The organism is Nocardioides sp. Leaf307, from assembly GCF_001423135.1.
GTDB classification, from domain to species: domain Bacteria; phylum Actinomycetota; class Actinomycetes; order Propionibacteriales; family Nocardioidaceae; genus Nocardioides; species Nocardioides kribbensis.
In genome coordinates this window covers 1-15,223 of sequence record NZ_LMNY01000002.1, presented here as the reverse complement: position 1 = coordinate 15,223, position 15,223 = coordinate 1, and the positions used below count along the sequence as shown (strand labels likewise).

General features: G+C 73.3%; 13 protein-coding genes. All 13 read left to right on the top strand.

The window, feature by feature from the left end; genetic code table 11:
• Positions 1 to 144: 144 nt before the first annotated feature.
• The 13 genes from pheS to ASF50_RS09295 all read left to right on the top strand — a co-directional run bounded on the left by pheS (position 145) and on the right by ASF50_RS09295 (position 14,830).
• A complete protein-coding gene (gene pheS, locus ASF50_RS09355) occupies positions 145 to 1,275 on the top strand; it encodes a phenylalanine--tRNA ligase subunit alpha (RefSeq protein ID WP_056904334.1) in 1,131 nt (376 codons plus the stop codon).
• Positions 1,275 to 3,770 carry a phenylalanine--tRNA ligase subunit beta gene (pheT, locus tag ASF50_RS09350; RefSeq protein WP_056904333.1) on the top strand — a complete coding sequence of 832 codons (2,496 nt, stop codon included), beginning with the start codon at positions 1,275 to 1,277 and terminating at the stop codon, positions 3,768 to 3,770. The genes pheS and pheT overlap by 1 nt, the downstream gene beginning before the upstream one ends.
• Before the next feature lie 584 nt (positions 3,771 to 4,354).
• Positions 4,355 to 5,392: an N-acetyl-gamma-glutamyl-phosphate reductase gene (gene argC / locus ASF50_RS09345; protein WP_156697730.1), complete on the top strand. Its 1,038-nt coding sequence runs from the start codon at positions 4,355 to 4,357 to the stop codon at positions 5,390 to 5,392.
• Entirely contained in the window at positions 5,389 to 6,000 is a 612-nt protein-coding gene (locus ASF50_RS09340) for an ACT domain-containing protein (RefSeq protein ID WP_056904332.1), read from the top strand. Before argC ends, ASF50_RS09340 begins: the two co-directional genes overlap by 4 nt.
• The gene (gene argJ / locus ASF50_RS09335; protein WP_056904331.1) at positions 5,997 to 7,148 is read left to right on the top strand and encodes a bifunctional glutamate N-acetyltransferase/amino-acid acetyltransferase ArgJ; all 1,152 of its coding nucleotides are present in this window, start codon (positions 5,997 to 5,999) and stop codon (positions 7,146 to 7,148) included. The genes ASF50_RS09340 and argJ overlap by 4 nt, the downstream gene beginning before the upstream one ends.
• Positions 7,145 to 8,086: an acetylglutamate kinase gene (gene argB, locus ASF50_RS09330; RefSeq protein WP_056862822.1), complete on the top strand. Its 942-nt coding sequence runs from the start codon at positions 7,145 to 7,147 to the stop codon at positions 8,084 to 8,086. The genes argJ and argB overlap by 4 nt, the downstream gene beginning before the upstream one ends.
• A complete protein-coding gene (locus tag ASF50_RS09325; RefSeq protein ID WP_056904330.1) occupies positions 8,083 to 9,258 on the top strand; it encodes an acetylornithine transaminase in 1,176 nt (391 codons plus the stop codon). The genes argB and ASF50_RS09325 overlap by 4 nt, the downstream gene beginning before the upstream one ends.
• Before the next feature lie 44 nt (positions 9,259 to 9,302).
• Positions 9,303 to 10,253, top strand: coding sequence for an ornithine carbamoyltransferase (gene argF / locus ASF50_RS09320; protein WP_056904919.1), 951 nt, complete (start codon positions 9,303 to 9,305; stop codon positions 10,251 to 10,253).
• 5 nt (positions 10,254 to 10,258) lie between these two features.
• Entirely contained in the window at positions 10,259 to 10,786 is a 528-nt protein-coding gene (locus tag ASF50_RS09315) for an arginine repressor (RefSeq protein WP_056862824.1), read from the top strand.
• A 100-nt stretch (positions 10,787 to 10,886) separates the two neighbouring features.
• Positions 10,887 to 12,320, top strand: a complete 1,434-nt coding sequence (argG, locus tag ASF50_RS09310; protein ID WP_056862825.1) for an argininosuccinate synthase — start codon at positions 10,887 to 10,889, stop codon at positions 12,318 to 12,320.
• Positions 12,320 to 12,790, top strand: coding sequence for an NUDIX hydrolase (locus tag ASF50_RS09305; protein WP_056862826.1), 471 nt, complete (start codon positions 12,320 to 12,322; stop codon positions 12,788 to 12,790). The genes argG and ASF50_RS09305 overlap by 1 nt, the downstream gene beginning before the upstream one ends.
• Complete coding sequence (gene argH, locus ASF50_RS09300; RefSeq protein WP_056904329.1) at positions 12,787 to 14,214, top strand: argininosuccinate lyase; 1,428 nt, start codon at positions 12,787 to 12,789, stop codon at positions 14,212 to 14,214. Before ASF50_RS09305 ends, argH begins: the two co-directional genes overlap by 4 nt.
• 10 nt (positions 14,215 to 14,224) lie before the next feature.
• Positions 14,225 to 14,830, top strand: coding sequence for a DNA-3-methyladenine glycosylase (locus ASF50_RS09295; RefSeq protein ID WP_056904918.1), 606 nt, complete (start codon positions 14,225 to 14,227; stop codon positions 14,828 to 14,830).
• Positions 14,831 to 15,223: the final 393 nt, after the last annotated feature.

Here is a 15,223-nt window from a genome sequence, read left to right as displayed (position 1 = left end):
CCCCGGCGCGGCGGGCGTCCACGGGCCGGGCGCACGGCACGGCGTCGTCCAGGGCCGGCAACCGGTTCGCGGGCGGGGGCCGCGGCTTCCTAGACTGACCACGCCGCGCGCCGGAGTGCGCGGCCACCCGCTGGAAAGGCAGTCATGTCCGGTCCCAACACCGACTTCGACCCCGTGGAGGTCACCCCCTTGAAGTCCGAGGAGGTCGAGGCGGCGCGCGACGCCGCCGTGGCGGCCATCGAGGCCGCGACCGACCTGGAGCAGCTCAAGGCGGCCCGGCTCGAGCACGCGGGCGACCGCTCCGCCCTGGCGCTGGCCAACCGCGAGATCGGCGCGCTGCCCCCGCAGGCCCGCAAGGAGGCCGGCAAGCGCATCGGCCAGGCGCGCGGTGCCGTCAACCAGGCCCTTGCGCGCCGCCAGCAGGTGCTCGAGGCCGAGCACGAGGAGCGGATGCTCGTCGAGGAGACCGTCGACGTCACGCTGCCCACCGACCGGCTCCCGGTCGGCGCGCGTCACCCCGTGACCACCGGCTCGGAGCTGATCGCCGACATCTTCGTCGCGATGGGCTGGGAGATCGCGGAGGGGCCGGTGCTCGAGGCCGAGTGGCTGAACTTCGACGCCCTCAACCTCGGCCCCGACCACCCGGCGCGCACGATGCAGGACACCTTCTGGGCCGACCCGGCCGACCACGGCGTCGTCCTGCGCACGCACACCTCGCCGGTGCAGGCGCGCTCGATGCTCACGCGCACCCCGCCCATCTACATCGCCTGCCCCGGTCGCGTCTTCCGCACCGACGAGTACGACGCGACGCACAGCCCGGTCTTCCACCAGGTCGAGGGCCTGGCCATCGACGAGGGCATCACCATGGCCCACCTCAAGGGCACCCTCGACCACCTGGTCTCCTCGCTGTTCGGCGCCGGGATCTCCACGCGCTTCCGCCCGTCGTACTTCCCCTTCACCGAGCCGTCGGCCGAGATGGACATGGTCTGCTTCGTCTGCCGCGGCACGGGGCTCGCCACGGGCGACGACGGCGCGGCCGACGCCGCCGCGTCCTGCCGCACGTGCCGCGGCGAGGGCTGGATCGAGCTCGGCGGCTGCGGGGTGGTCAACCCCCGGGTGCTCACCGCGTGCGGCATCGACGCGGAGCGCTACACCGGCTTCGCGTTCGGCTTCGGCATCGACCGGATGCTGATGTTCCGCCACGGCATCGAGGACCTGCGCGCGCTCTTCGAGGGCGACGTCCGCTTCACCACCGCGTTCGGGAGTGAGATCTGATGAAGGCCCCTGTCTCGTGGATCCGCGAGCTCGTCGACCTGCCCGCCGACGTCTCCACCGACGACCTCACCGCACGCCTGACCGCCCTGGGCCTCAAGCTCGAGGCCGTGGAGCGCGCCGGTGCCGGCATCACCGGTCCGCTCGTCGTGGGCCGCGTGCTCACCATGGAGCCGGAACCGCAGAAGAACGGCAAGACCATCAACTGGTGCACCGTCGACGTGGGTGACGCCAACGGCACCGGCGAGCCGCAGGGCATTGTCTGCGGAGCCCACAACTTCGCCCCCGGCGACCTCGTCGTCACCGTCCTGCCCGGCGGCGTGCTGCCCGGTGACTTCCGGATCTCGTCGCGCAAGACCTACGGCCACGTCTCGGCCGGCATGATCTGCTCCTCCTCCGAGCTCGGGCTGGGCGAGGAGCACGACGGCATCATCGTGCTGCCCGCCGACGCCGGCGAGCCGGGCGACGACGTCTTCGACCTGCTCGGCCTGCGCGAGGAGGTCATCGAGTTCGAGATCAACCCCGACCGTGCCTACGCCCTCTCGCTGCGCGGCATCGCCCGTGAGGCGGCCCTGGCCTACGACCTGCCCTACGTCGACCCCGCCGAGCGCGACGTGCCGCCCGCCGACGACCACGGCCACCCGGTGGTGGTCGACGACGCCGCGGGATGCCCGCTCTTCGTGGCGCGCACGGTCACCGGCTTCGACGCCACGGCCCCCACGCCGGACTGGATGGTCCGCCGCCTCCAGCAGGCCGGCATGCGCTCGATCTCCCTCGGCGTCGACGTGACCAACTACGTCATGCTCGAGCTGGGCCAGCCCCTGCACGCCTACGACGGCGACACCCTCGACGGGGCGATCCGCGTGCGTCGCGCCGAGCCGGGGGAGCGCATCACCACCCTCGACGACACCGACCGCGAGCTCTCGCCCGAGGACCTGCTCATCGCCGACGCGACCGGCCCGATCGGCATCGCCGGCGTCATGGGCGGCGCCCGCACCGAGATGTCGGCCTCGACGACCCACGTGGTGGTGGAGTCGGCCCACTTCGACGCCACCTCGGTCTTCCGCTCCGGCAAGCGCCACCGCATCAGCTCCGAGGCCGGCAAGCGCAACGAGCGCGGCGTCGACCCGCGGCTGCCCGAGGTGGCCGCCGACCGCGCCGTCGAGCTGCTCACCGCCCTGGGCGGGGGCCGGGCCGACACGGGGGTGACCGTGGTCGGCCAGGCGCCCGCTCCGGCCGTGGTCCACGCCCGTGCCGACCTCCCCGCGCGGGTGACCGGCATGCCCATCGACGCCGAGACCACGATCGCTCACCTGCGCGCCGTGGGCTGCGCGGTCGAGGTCGACGGCGAGGCCCTCACCGTCACGGCGCCGACCTGGCGCCCCGACGTCACCGACCCCTTCGACCTGGTCGAGGAGGTCGCCCGCATCGTCGGCTACGACGAGGTGCCCTCGGTGCTGCCCACCGAGGCCGCGGGGCGCGGTCTGACCCGTGAGCAGCGACTGCGCCGTCGGGTGGGCCGGGTGCTCGCGGGCGCCGGGTGCGTGGAGGCGATCAGCTTCCCGTTCGTCGGCGAGGCGACCTTCGACGCGCTGGGGCTGCCGGCCGAGGACCCGCTACGCCGCACGGTGCGCCTGGCCAACCCGATCAGCTCCGAGGAGCCGGCGTACACCACGACGCTGCTGCCGGGTCTGCTGCGCGCCGCCGCCCGCAACCTGGGGCGCGGGGCCGCCGGCGTCGCCCTCTTCGAGACCGGCACCGTGGCCTTCCCGGTCGACGGTGGTCCCGCCCCGATCTACGGCGTCGAGCAGCGCCCCTCCGACGCCGAGCTCCAGGCCCTGCTCGACGCCATCCCGCGCCAGCCGCAGCACCTGTCGGTGGTGCTGGCCGGTGAGCGTGAGCGCGCCGGCTGGTGGGGCGAGGGCCGCGACGCCGGCTGGGCCGACGCGCTCGCCGTGCTGCGCCGCGTCGCGACCGAGCTCGGCATCGGGCTGGAGGTCGCCGCGGCCGCCCGGATGCCCTGGCACCCGGGCCGCTGCGCCGAGGTCGCCGTCGGCCAGGGTGACGACCGGGTCGTGGTCGGCCACGCCGGGGAGCTGCACCCGAGGGTCTGCAAGGCCTTCGACCTCCCGGCGCGCTCCGCCGCGGTCGAGGTCGAGCTCGACGCCCTCCTGCGTCACGCGGTCGACGTCGTGCCGGGCCCGGTGGTCTCGGGCTTCCCCCTCGCCAAGGAGGACGTCGCCCTGGTGGTGGCGGAGGCCGTGACGGCCGCCGACGTCGAGGCCGCCCTGGTGGCGGGGGCCGGCGAGCTGCTGGAGTCGATCCGGCTCTTCGACGTCTACCGCTCCGAGCAGCTCGGCAAGGGGCGCAAGTCGCTGGCCTTCGCCCTGCGCCTGCGTGCCCCCGACCGCACGCTGACCGACGACGAGATCGTGGCGGCCCGACAGTCCGCCGTCGACGCGGCCGTCGAGCGCACCGGCGCCGTCCAGCGCGCCTGAGGTCCCCGCGGCTCCGCACCCTGCGTGCGGAGCCGCGGTCGCCCGCCCCGGGCCTCCCCACCGCACCACCCCACCCGTGCGCAGCTGGCGCGATGGCGCACGGTCGCTGGTGGTGGCCGCGGGGTCTGCGTGGCTGGTGCAGGTGGGGCGCTGGGTCGAGTGCGCGCGTGGCGCGATTGCGTGCGGTCGCTGGTGGTGGCCGCGGGGTTTGCGTGGCTGGTGCAGGTGGGGCGCTGGGTCGAGTGCGTGCGTGGCGCGATTGCGTGCGGTCGCTGGTGGTGGCCGCGGGGTTTGCGTGGCTGGTGCAGGTGGGGCGCTGGGTCGAGTGCGCGCGTGGCGCGATTGCGCGCGGTCGCGTGCCGGCCCTCCTGCGGCTGCTGCCGCCGACGCGCTCGCCGTCCCGTCAGCGGCTTCGCCGGCTCCCCGCGCCGCGTCCGACCCGGGCCTGCGGGTGGAGGGCCGCCGCGGGTGTGACGCTCCCGGCGTCCCGGAGGCCCACGCCGAGCCACGCCGAGCCACGCCGAGCCCCGCCGAGCCACGCCGACGACCGACTTGCACATGCTCATGCATTGACTTGTATAGTCATGCACATGACGAGGAGACGTGTCGCTGTCGCCGGTGCCAGCGGTTATGCCGGGGGAGAGGTCTTGCGCCTGCTGCTGGGCCACCCCGAGGTGGAGATCGGCGCCCTGACCGGTGCCTCCAACGCGGGTCAGCCCCTGGGCGCGCTGCAGCCGCACCTCGTGCCGCTGGCCGACCGGGTGCTGGAGGAGACGACGCTCGAGGTGCTCTCGGGTCACGACGTGGTCTTCCTCGCCCTGCCTCACGGCCAGTCCGGCGAGCTCGCCGCCCAGCTCGGTGACGACACGATCGTCATCGACTGCGGCGCCGACTTCCGCCTCGAGGACCCCGCGGCCTGGGCGCAGTTCTACGGCGGCGACCACGCCGGCACGTGGCCCTACGGCCTGCCCGAGCTCCCCGGCCAGCGCGAGCGTCTCGAGGGCCGCACTCGCTTCGCCGTGCCGGGCTGCTACCCCACCGTGTCCTCGCTGACCCTCGCCCCGGCCATCGCCGCAGGGCTGGTGCACCCCGAGGTCGTCGTGGTCGCGGCCTCCGGCACGAGCGGCGCCGGCAAGGCGGCCAAGACCAACCTCCTGGGCAGCGAGGTGATGGGCAACGCCAGCGCCTACGGCGTCGGCGGCACCCACCGCCACACCCCGGAGATCACCCAGAACCTCTCGCGCCTCGTCGAGGGCACGGTCAGCGTCAGCTTCACCCCGCTGCTGGTGCCGATGCCACGGGGCATCCTGGCCACGTGCTCGGCCCCGCTGGTCGACCCGGTCAGCGCGGAGGAGGCCTACGACGTCTATGCCGAGGCCTACGCCGACGAGCCGTTCGTGCACCTCCTGCCCGCGGGCCTGTGGCCCCAGACCAAGTCGGTCACAGGCTCCAACGCCGTGCACGTGCAGGTCACCGTCGACGAGGCCGCGGGCCGCCTGGTGGCGGTCGGCGCCGTCGACAACCTCGCCAAGGGCACCGGCGGTGCGGCCGTGCAGTGCATGAACATCGCGCTCGGCATCGACGAGACCACCGGTCTCACCGCGGTCGGGATCGCGCCGTGAGCGGCGACGAGCCGGCGGAGACCGGCACCCACGAGGGCGGCCCCGCCGTGTCGGGCGGCACGGTGTCGTACGTGCTGCAGCAGTTCCCCGAGAAGCTCGCGCTGGTGAAGCTCCCGGTCGGCGCCGAGGTGCCGAGCTGGGCGGAGTCGTCGTCGCTGTTCTCGGTCACGGCGACCGCCACCGAGACCACGCTGATCTGCGCGGGCCGCAACGTGCCCACCAAGCAGGTCGCCCACAAGGGCCTGGTCGCCTTCTCGGTGCAGGGCCCGATCCCGACCGAGGCGACCGGGGTGCTGGCGGCGCTGCTGGTGCCACTGGCCGAGGAGCAGATCAGCGTCTTCTCGATCTCCACCTTCGAGACCGACTGGGTGCTGGTGCCCTCCGGCGCCACCGAGCGCGCGGCCGAGGCCTGGCGCCGTCACGGCCACACGGTACGACCCGCGGTGCCCGTCGGCGCCTCACGCGCTCCGCGCGAGCGCGAGCCGCGTGCCGGCAACGGCACCGACAAGCCCCCGCGCACGACCGGTCGCTCCCGCAAGGATGCGCAGTCCGACCAGCAGCCGGACCGGCGTTCCGGATCCAGCAGCAGCGAGAAGAGGAAGAGATGAGCGTCACCACCCCCTCCGGCTTCGTCGCCGCCGGCGTCGAGGCGGGCCTGAAGGCCTCCGGCGGCAAGGACGTCGCCCTGGTGGTCAACCAGGGTCCCGCGCACGACTCCGCCACGGTCTTCACCGCCAACCGCTGCAAGGCCAACCCGGTGCTGTGGAGCCAGGAGGTCGTCAAGGACGGCACCGTGCGCGCGGTCGTCCTCAACTCCGGTGGCGCCAACTGCTACACCGGCCCCGAGGGCTTCCAGACGACCCACGCGGTCGCCGAGCGGGTCGCCGACCACCTCGGCATCGGGGCGCTCGACGTGGTGGTGTGCTCGACCGGTCTGATCGGCCTGACCAACGACCGCGACCAGGTCCTCGCCGGGGTCGACGCCGCCCACGCGGCCCTCTCACCCGACGGCGGCGACCAGGCCGCCCACGCCATCATGACCACCGACTCGGTGAGCAAGCAGGTCGTCGTCGAGGGCGCCGGCTGGTCGGTCGGCGGCATGGCCAAGGGCGCGGGCATGCTGGCGCCGCAGCTGGCCACGATGCTGGTCGTCCTCACCACCGACGCCGTCGTCCCGGCCGCGGATCTCGACCGGGCCCTGCGCGCCGCGACCCGGGTCTCCTTCGACCGGCTCGACTCCGACGGCTGCATGTCCACCAACGACACCGTGACGGTGATGGCCAGCGGCGCCAGCGGCATCACGCCCTCGGTCGACGACTTCACCGACGCCCTGACCCAGGCGTGCACCGACCTGGCGATGCAGCTGCTCAAGGACGCCGAGGGCGCCGACCACGAGATCGCGATCACGACCCTCAACGCCGCTTCCGAGGACGACGCCGTCGAGGTCGGGCGCAGCGTGGCCCGCAGCAACCTGTTCAAGGCCGCGATCTTCGGCAACGACCCCAACTGGGGTCGCGTGCTCGCCAGCATCGGCACCACGGCGGCGGCCTTCGACCCCGCCGACCTCGACGTCGCCATGAACGGTGTGTGGGTCTGCAAGCGGTCCACCCCGCACGCCGACCCCGAGACCGTCGACCTCACCGGCCGGGAGGTCAGCGTGACCATCGACCTCAAGGCGGGCTCCGAGCGGGCCACCGTCTGGACCAACGACCTCACCCACGCCTACGTCCACGAGAACAGCGCCTACTCATCATGAACGATTCCAGCACCGGAGAATTCACCGTCGGCAAGCCCGACCAGGCCAAGGCCCGCACGCTCGCGGCCGCCCTGCCGTGGCTGAAGCAGTACCACGGCAAGATCGTGGTCGTGAAGTACGGCGGCAACGCCATGACCGACGACTCCCTCAAGCGGGCCTTCGCCGAGGACATCGCCTTCCTGCGCTTCGCCGGCTTCCGACCCGTCGTCGTGCACGGCGGCGGGCCGCAGATCTCCAGCATGCTCGACCGCCTCGGCATCGAGTCGGAGTTCCGCGGCGGCCTGCGCGTGACCACGCCGGAGGCGATGGACGTCGTGCGCATGGTGCTCGTGGGCCAGGTCCAGCGCGAGCTGGTGGGACTCATCAACGAGCACGGCCCGCTGGCCGTGGGCTGCTCCGGCGAGGACGCCGGTCTGTTCACCGCCACCGCCACCGGCACGGTCGTCGACGGCGAGGAGGTCGACCTCGGTCTGGTCGGCGAGGTGACCCGGGTGCGCCCGGAGTCGGTGCTCGACCTCATCGAGGCCGGCCGCATCCCGGTGGTCTCCTCGGTCGCCCCCGACGAGGACGGCACCGTCCACAACGTCAACGCCGACTCTGCGGCCGCCGCCCTGGCCGTGGCGCTCAAGGCCGAGAAGCTGCTCGTGCTGACCGACGTCGAGGGCCTCTTCCTCGACTGGCCCGACTCCGAGGACGTCGTGGGCGAGATCAGCCCCGAGTCCCTCGCCGAGGTCATCCCCTCGCTGGCCAGCGGCATGGTCCCGAAGATGGGTGCGTGCCTGCTCGCGGTCGAGGGCGGGGTGCCGCGCGCCACCGTCGTCGACGGGCGCGAGCCGCACGCCGTGCTGCTGGAGCTGTTCACCAAGGAGGGCGTCGGCACGCAGGTGCTGCCCGGCGTCGAGACCAAGACCCGCAAGGCCCGGGAGACCCAGTCATGACCGAGCAGCAGGCGCTGCAGGAGCGCTACGCCGACTCCCTGATGAACACCTTCGGCCCGCCCAAGCTCGTGCTGACGCGCGGGGAGGGCGCGCACGTGTGGGACGCCGACGGCAAGGAGTACGTCGACCTGCTCGGCGGCATCGCCGTCAACGCGCTGGGCCACGCCCACCCCGCACTGGTCGAGGCGGTCACGACGCAGCTGTCGACGCTGGGCCACATCTCCAACTTCTTCACCAGCGCCCCCCAGGTCGAGCTGGCCGAGCGGCTGCTGTCGTTCGCGGGCGCCGAGGGCAAGGCCTTCTTCGCCAACTCCGGCGCGGAGGCCAACGAGGCCGCCTTCAAGCTGACCCGCCGCACCGGGCGCACCCACGTGGTGGTCGCCGAGGGCGGTTTCCACGGCCGCACCATGGGCGCGCTCGCCCTGACCTCCAAGGAGGCCTACCGCGCCCCCTTCGAGCCGCTGCCGGGCCACGTCGAGTTCGTGCCGTACGGCGACGAGGCCGCGCTGGCCGCCGCCGTCACCGACGACACCGCCGCGGTCCTGCTCGAGCCGATCCAGGGCGAGGCCGGTGTCGTGGTCGCGCCCGAGGGCTATCTCGCCGCGGCGCGGCGCGTCGCCGACGAGCACGGCGCGCTGCTGTGGTTCGACGAGGTCCAGTCGGGCATGGGCCGCACCGGTTCCTGGTACGCCCACCTGCCCTCCGGCGTGGTGCCCGACGTGATCACGCTGGCCAAGGGACTGGGCGGCGGCTTCCCCATCGGCGCGGTCCTCGGGCTGGGCCGCGCCGCCGACCTCTTCGACCCCGGCAACCACGGCACGACCTTCGGCGGCAACCCGGTGGCCTGTGCGGCCGCGCTGGCCGTCGTGCGCACCATCGAGTCCGAGGGCTTGCTGGCCCACGCCGTCGAGGCGGGCGACCGGCTGCGGGCGGGGCTGCTCGCCGACCGGCGGGTCACCGAGGTGCGTGGTGAGGGCCTGCTCATCGGGCTCGACCTGGTCTCGGAGCACTCCGCCGAGGTCACCGCGGCCGCGATGGCCCACGGCTTCATCGTCAACAACCCCACGCCGCGCCGGATCCGCCTCGCCCCGCCGCTCGTGCTGGGCACCGCCGACGTCGACGCCTTCCTCGCGGCGTGGCCGCGGATCCTCGACGACGCGGGCGTCTCGTGAGCGCGCCGGCCCCCACCGGGACGGTCCTGCCTGCCGCGGTGGAGCTGCGGCACTTCCTGCGCGACGACGACCTGTCGCCGGCCGAGCAGGCGCGCGTGCTCGACCTCGCCGCGCAGCTCAAGGCCTCGCCGCACCAGCAGCGCCCGCTGGCGGGCCCGCGGTCGGTGGCGATGATCTTCGACAAGCCGACCCTGCGCACCCAGACGTCGTTCTCGGCCGGCATCGCCGAGCTCGGCGGCTTCCCCATGGTGGTCGAGGGCCGCCTGGCCGGGATCGGCGTGCGCGAGTCGGTGGAGGACGTCGCGCGGGTCCTGGGCCGCCAGGTCGCGGCCGTCGTGTGGCGCACCTTCCACCAGTCCGACCTCGACACCATGGCCGCCCACGCCGGCGTCCCGGTGGTCAACGCGCTCACCGACGAGTTCCACCCGTGCCAGCTGGTGGCCGACCTGCTGACCGTGCGCGAGCACAAGGGCGACCTCGCGGGTCTGACCGCGGCCTTCGTGGGCGACGCGGCGTGCAACATGGGCAACTCCTGGCTCCTGGCCGGGGCCACCGCGGGCATGCACGTGCGCGTCAGCGCGCCGGAGGGCTACCTGCCCGACGAGGCGATGTTCGCCCGGGCCGCCGAGATCGCCGCCGGCACCGGCGGCTCGGTGGCGGCGGTCGCCGACCCGGTGGTCGCGGTCACCGGCGCCGACGTCGTGGTCACCGACACCTGGGTCTCCATGGGCAAGGAGGAGGAGGCCGAGGCACGGGCGGCGGTGTTCGCGCCGTGGTCGCTGACGACGACGCTGCTGGCGCACGCGCGGCCCGACGCCGTGGCGCTGCACTGCCTGCCGGCCTACCGCGGCAAGGAGATCGACGCCGAGGTGCTTGAGGGACCGCAGAGCGTGGTCTGGGACGAGGCGGAGAACCGGCGTCACGCCCAGAAGGCCGTCCTGGCCTTCCTGCTCGACCCCTCGCTCGCGCAGGACCCGACGGCGGGGGAGAGGTGAGCCTGATGACCGAGTCGGTCCTGCGGCCCGCGACCAAGAACGCGCGCCACCAGCTGATCGTCGAGCTGGTCTCCACCCAGGAGGTCCACTCGCAGGGCGAGCTCGCCGTGCTGCTGGCCGAGAGCGGTGTCCGGGTCACCCAGGCCACGCTCTCGCGCGACCTCGTCGAGCTCGACGCCGTCAAGGTGCGCGCCGCCTCGGGTGCGTTGGTCTACGCCGTGCCCGGTGAGGGCGGCGACCGTCGCCCGGCCCCGCCGGCCGACTCGGCCGCGGCGCGCGCGCGGCTGGCCCGGCTGTGCGCGGAGCTCCTCGTGAGCGCCGACGCGAGCGCCAACCTCGTGGTGCTGCGCACCCCGCCCGGCGCAGCGCAGTTCCTCGGCAGCGCCTTCGACAAGGCCGACTTCCCCGACATCCTCGGCACGATCGCCGGTGACGACACCGTCCTGGTCATCGGTCGCGACCCCGCGGGCGGCGACGACCTGGCCCGACGATTCCTGGCGCTGGCCGAGACCCACGTCCCGCCGGCGCCCTGACCCCCGTCGCACCTCCCCGCACGACCTGACGCCGCGGCGCCCCGCACGGAGCGTGCGCCGCCCCACCAGACTTCCGTCCCGATCCCCAAGGAGCCCCACCGTGAGCAAGGTCCTCACCACCCTGCCGAAGGGCGAGCGCGTCGGCATCGCGTTCTCCGGCGGCCTCGACACCTCCGTCGCCGTCGCGTGGATGCGCGACAAGGGTGCGGTGCCCTGCACCTACACCGCCGACATCGGGCAGTACGACGAGCCCGACATCTCCGGCGTGCCCGACCGTGCCCTGCAGTACGGCGCCGAGATCGCCCGCGCCGTCGACTGCCGCACCCAGCTGGTCGAGGAGGGCTTCGCCGCCATCGCCTGCGGTGCCTTCCACATCCGCTCCGGCGGTCGCACCTACTTCAACACCACCCCGCTCGGCCGCGCCGTCACCGGCACGATGCTGGTGCGCGCCATGCACGAGGACGGCGTCGACATCTGGGGCGACGGGTCGACCTTCAAGGGTAACGACATCGAGCGGTTCTACCGCTACGGGCTGCTGGCCAACCCCGCCCTGCGCATCTACAAGCCCTGGCTCGACGCCGACTTCGTGCACGAGCTGGGCGGGCGCGCCGAGATGAGCCAGTGGCTGACCGAGCACGGTCTGCCCTACCGCGACAGCGCCGAGAAGGCCTACTCCACCGACGCCAACATCTGGGGCGCCACCCACGAGGCCAAGGTGCTCGAGCACCTCGACGCCTCCCTCGAGCTGGTCGAGCCGATCATGGGCGTGAAGTTCTGGGACCCCGCGGTCGACATCGCCACCGAGGACGTCACGATCCGCTTCGACCAGGGCCGCCCCGTGGCGATCAACGGCCAGACCTTCGCCGACCCCGTGGCCCTGGTGCACGAGGCCAACACCGTGGGCGGGCGTCACGGGCTGGGCATGTCGGACCAGATCGAGAACCGCATCATCGAGGCCAAGTCGCGCGGCATCTACGAGGCCCCCGGCATGGCGCTGCTGTGGATCGCCTACGAGCGCCTGCTCAACGCGATCCACAACGAGGACACGGTCGCCAGCTACCACAACGAGGGCCGTCGCCTGGGCCGGCTGCTCTACGAGGGCCGCTGGCTGGACCCCCAGGCGCTGATGCTGAGGGAGTCGATCCAGCGCTGGATCGCCTCGCTGGTCACCGGCGAGGTCACGCTGCGCCTGCGGCGCGGCGAGGACTACACCGTCCTGCGCACCGACGGGCCGGCCTTCTCCTACCACCCCGACAAGCTGTCCATGGAGCGCACCGAGAACGCCGCGTTCGGGCCCACCGACCGCATCGGCCAGCTCACGATGCGCAACCTCGACATCGCCGACTCGCGCGCCAAGCTCGAGCTCTACGCCACCCAGCCGCTCGACCAGGGCCAGGTGCTGGTCGAGAACGGCACGCTCTTCGGCGAGCTCGAGCCGGGCGGCGCGAAGCGCATCGCCACGCGCCCGGCCGGCGAGGGCGACATCGACGACGAGGCGCTCGACCACGCGGCCATGGAGTTCGGCACCGACTGATGGAGCCGATCCTGCGCCGCAGCGCCCGGGTGGTGCCGGTCAGCGCGACGGGCGAGGTCCTGCTGCTGCTCGACCACGACCCCGAGCGTCCCGACGCCCCGCGCTGGGGCACCGTCGGCGGTGGCGTCGACGAGGGGGAGTCCCTCGTCGACGCCGCCCTGCGCGAGCTGCACGAGGAGACCGGGGTCCGGGCGGGGGCGGCCGACCTGGTGGGGCCCTTCCACCACCAGGTGCAGGACTTCTCCTGGCGCGGCACGACCTACCGCGGCGACGCGACCTTCTTCGCCCTCGCCCTCGACCGCGCGCAGGAGGTCGTCCTCGACCACCTCGAGGAGGCCGAGGTCGGCGTCGTCCTCGAGGCGCGCTGGTGGACCCCCGACGACCTGGCCGACGACGGCCGGCTCGTCTCGCCCGACCTGTGCGACATCATGACCGCGGCCGTCCGGGCCGTCCTGGGAGGAGACCAGTGAGCACCACGAACACCGGCAAGCTGTGGGGGGGCCGCTTCGCCGGCGGCCCGTCGCCGGAGCTGGAGGCGCTGTCGCGCTCCACCCACTTCGACTGGCGACTCACGCCCTACGACCTCGCCGGGTCGCGCGCCCACGCCAACGCGCTGCACCGCGCCGGCCTGCTCACCGAGGCCGACCACGCCGAGCTGCTGCGCGGCCTCGACGCACTGGGGGAGCGGTACGCCGCCGGCACCCTGCGGCCCGACGTCTCCGACGAGGACGTGCACGGCGCCCTCGAGCGGCTGCTGCTCGAGGAGGTCGGACCCGACGTCGGCGGGCGGCTGCGGGCGGGTCGCAGCCGCAACGACCAGATCGCGACGCTCTTCAAGGTCTTCCTGCGCGACCACTGCCGCGTCGTGGTCGGGCAGGTGCTCGGCCTCGTGGACGTGCTGGCCGCCCAGGCCTCCGACCACCTGGAGGGCACGCCCACCGTCATGCCCGGCCGCACCCACCTGCAGCACGCGCAGCCGGTGCTGCTGGCCCACCACCTGATGGCCCACGCCTGGCCCCTGCTGCGCGACGTCGACCGGTTCCTCGACTGGGACGCCCGCGTCGCGGCCGACTCGCCCTACGGCTCGGGCGCCCTCGCGGGCCAGAGCCTGGGGCTCGACCCGGTGGGGGTGGGCGCCGAGCTCGGGTTCACCGGCTCCAGCGCCAACTCCATCGACGGCACCGCCGCGCGAGACTTCGTGGCCGAGTTCGCGTTCGTGTGCGCCCAGGTGGGGATCGACGTCAGCCGCCTGGCCGAGGAGGTCATCCTCTGGTCGACCCGGGAGTTCGGCTTCGTCACGCTGCACGACTCCTGGTCGACGGGCTCGAGCATCATGCCGCAGAAGAAGAACCCCGACATCGCCGAGCTGGCCCGCGGCAAGGCCGGGCGGCTCGTCGGCAACCTCTCGGGTCTGCTCGCCACCCTGAAGGCTCTCCCCCTGGCCTACAACCGGGACCTCCAGGAGGACAAGGAGCCGGTCTTCGACTCCGTCGACACCCTCGAGGTGCTGCTCCCGGCCTTCACCGGCATGGTCGCGACCCTGGTCTTCGACCGCGAGCGGCTCGCGGAGCTCGCCCCCCAGGGGTTCTCGTTGGCCACCGACATCGCCGAGTGGCTGGTGCGGGAGAACGTGCCGTTCCGCGTCGCCCACGAGCTCGCGGGCGCGTGCGTGCGCCGGTGCGAGGAGCTGGGCCTGGAGCTGCACGAGCTCACCGACGAGCAGTTCGCGGCGATCTCGCCGGCCCTGACCCCGGGGGTCCGCGACGTGCTCAGCGCCGAGGGCTCCGTCGCCTCCCGCGACGGTCGCGGCGGCACCGCCCCCGTCCGAGTGCGCGAGCAGCTCGACGAGCTCGGTGCGGTCGTGGCCGCGCACCGCGCGCGGCTCGGCTCCTGAGCCGACACACGTGAGCGGCGCGCGTCCCGGGCCCGACGACCTGGCGGTGCTGCTCGCCGCCCCGGTGGAGCGGGTCGCGCCGCTGCTGCTCGGTGCCGTGGTCTCCCACGCCGGGGTGTCGATCCGCCTCACGGAGGTCGAGGCCTACGGCGGCGCCGACGACGCCGGCTCCCACGCCCATCGCGGTCCCACCCGCCGCAACGCCACGATGTTCGGCCCCGCCGGGCGGCTCTACGTCTACCTCTCCTACGGCCTGCACGTGTGCGCCAACGTCGTCACCGGTCCCGAGGGATCGCCCGGTGCCGTGCTGCTGCGTGCCGGCGAAGTCGTGGCGGGTGCCGACGAGGCCCGGTCCCGTCGGCGCACCGGCCTCGCCCGCGACCTCGCCCGGGGGCCGGGACGGCTCGGTCAGGCCCTCGGCCTGCGGCTCGACCACGACGGGACGGACCTCCTCGCCCCGAGCACCGTCACCCTGCATCCGGGGGAGCCTGTCACCGCCGTGGAGCGGGGGCCACGGGTGGGGCTCCGGGGCGACGCCGAGCGGCCGTGGCGCTTCTGGATCGCGGAGGATCCGACCGTCAGCGCCTACCGCAAGGCACCCCCGTTGGGGTGTTGACGCCCTGATTTGGCCTCCCCGCAACACGTGTGTAACGTTCTTCTTGTCGCAGTGAGCAGCTGCCACTCGGACCGCGAGGTCACCTCGAGTGGCTGACGCACGTGCGGCGGCCGGATCGTACGGCAGGGAGTCACTCCGACGGAGTTGACGCGCTGAGGTCGGACCGGTAAGTTTCTGCAGGTTGCCCCGCCGCTTCGACCGGAAGGTCGCAGGACGGTGTGCGTCTGATTCTTGAGAACTCAACAGTGTGTCATAGTCGACGAATTAGTTTGTTATGCCCCGTTGGCTGATCTCCTTTTTGGGGGTTGGTTGATGGTTTCTTTGGTAAGACAATGATTCTGACATCATGTCAGGGTTTTGTTCTTGTCAGGCATCTCTTTTTCCTCGCGTCCT

Bases quoted from the DNA above. Each gene is read 5' to 3' on its own strand.
- pheS (WP_056904334.1), top strand. From the start codon at position 145: ATGTCCGGTCCCAACACCGACTTCGACCCCGTGGAGGTCACCCCCTTG.
- argJ (WP_056904331.1), top strand. From the start codon at position 5,997: ATGAGCGTCACCACCCCCTCCGGCTTCGTCGCCGCCGGCGTCGAGGCG.
- argB (WP_056862822.1), top strand. From the start codon at position 7,145: ATGAACGATTCCAGCACCGGAGAATTCACCGTCGGCAAGCCCGACCAG.
- pheT (WP_056904333.1), top strand. From the start codon at position 1,275: ATGAAGGCCCCTGTCTCGTGGATCCGCGAGCTCGTCGACCTGCCCGCC.
- ASF50_RS09315 (WP_056862824.1), top strand. From the start codon at position 10,259: ATGACCGAGTCGGTCCTGCGGCCCGCGACCAAGAACGCGCGCCACCAG.
- ASF50_RS09305 (WP_056862826.1), top strand. From the start codon at position 12,320: ATGGAGCCGATCCTGCGCCGCAGCGCCCGGGTGGTGCCGGTCAGCGCG.
- argC (WP_156697730.1), top strand. From the start codon at position 4,355: ATGCACATGACGAGGAGACGTGTCGCTGTCGCCGGTGCCAGCGGTTAT.
- ASF50_RS09325 (WP_056904330.1), top strand. From the start codon at position 8,083: ATGACCGAGCAGCAGGCGCTGCAGGAGCGCTACGCCGACTCCCTGATG.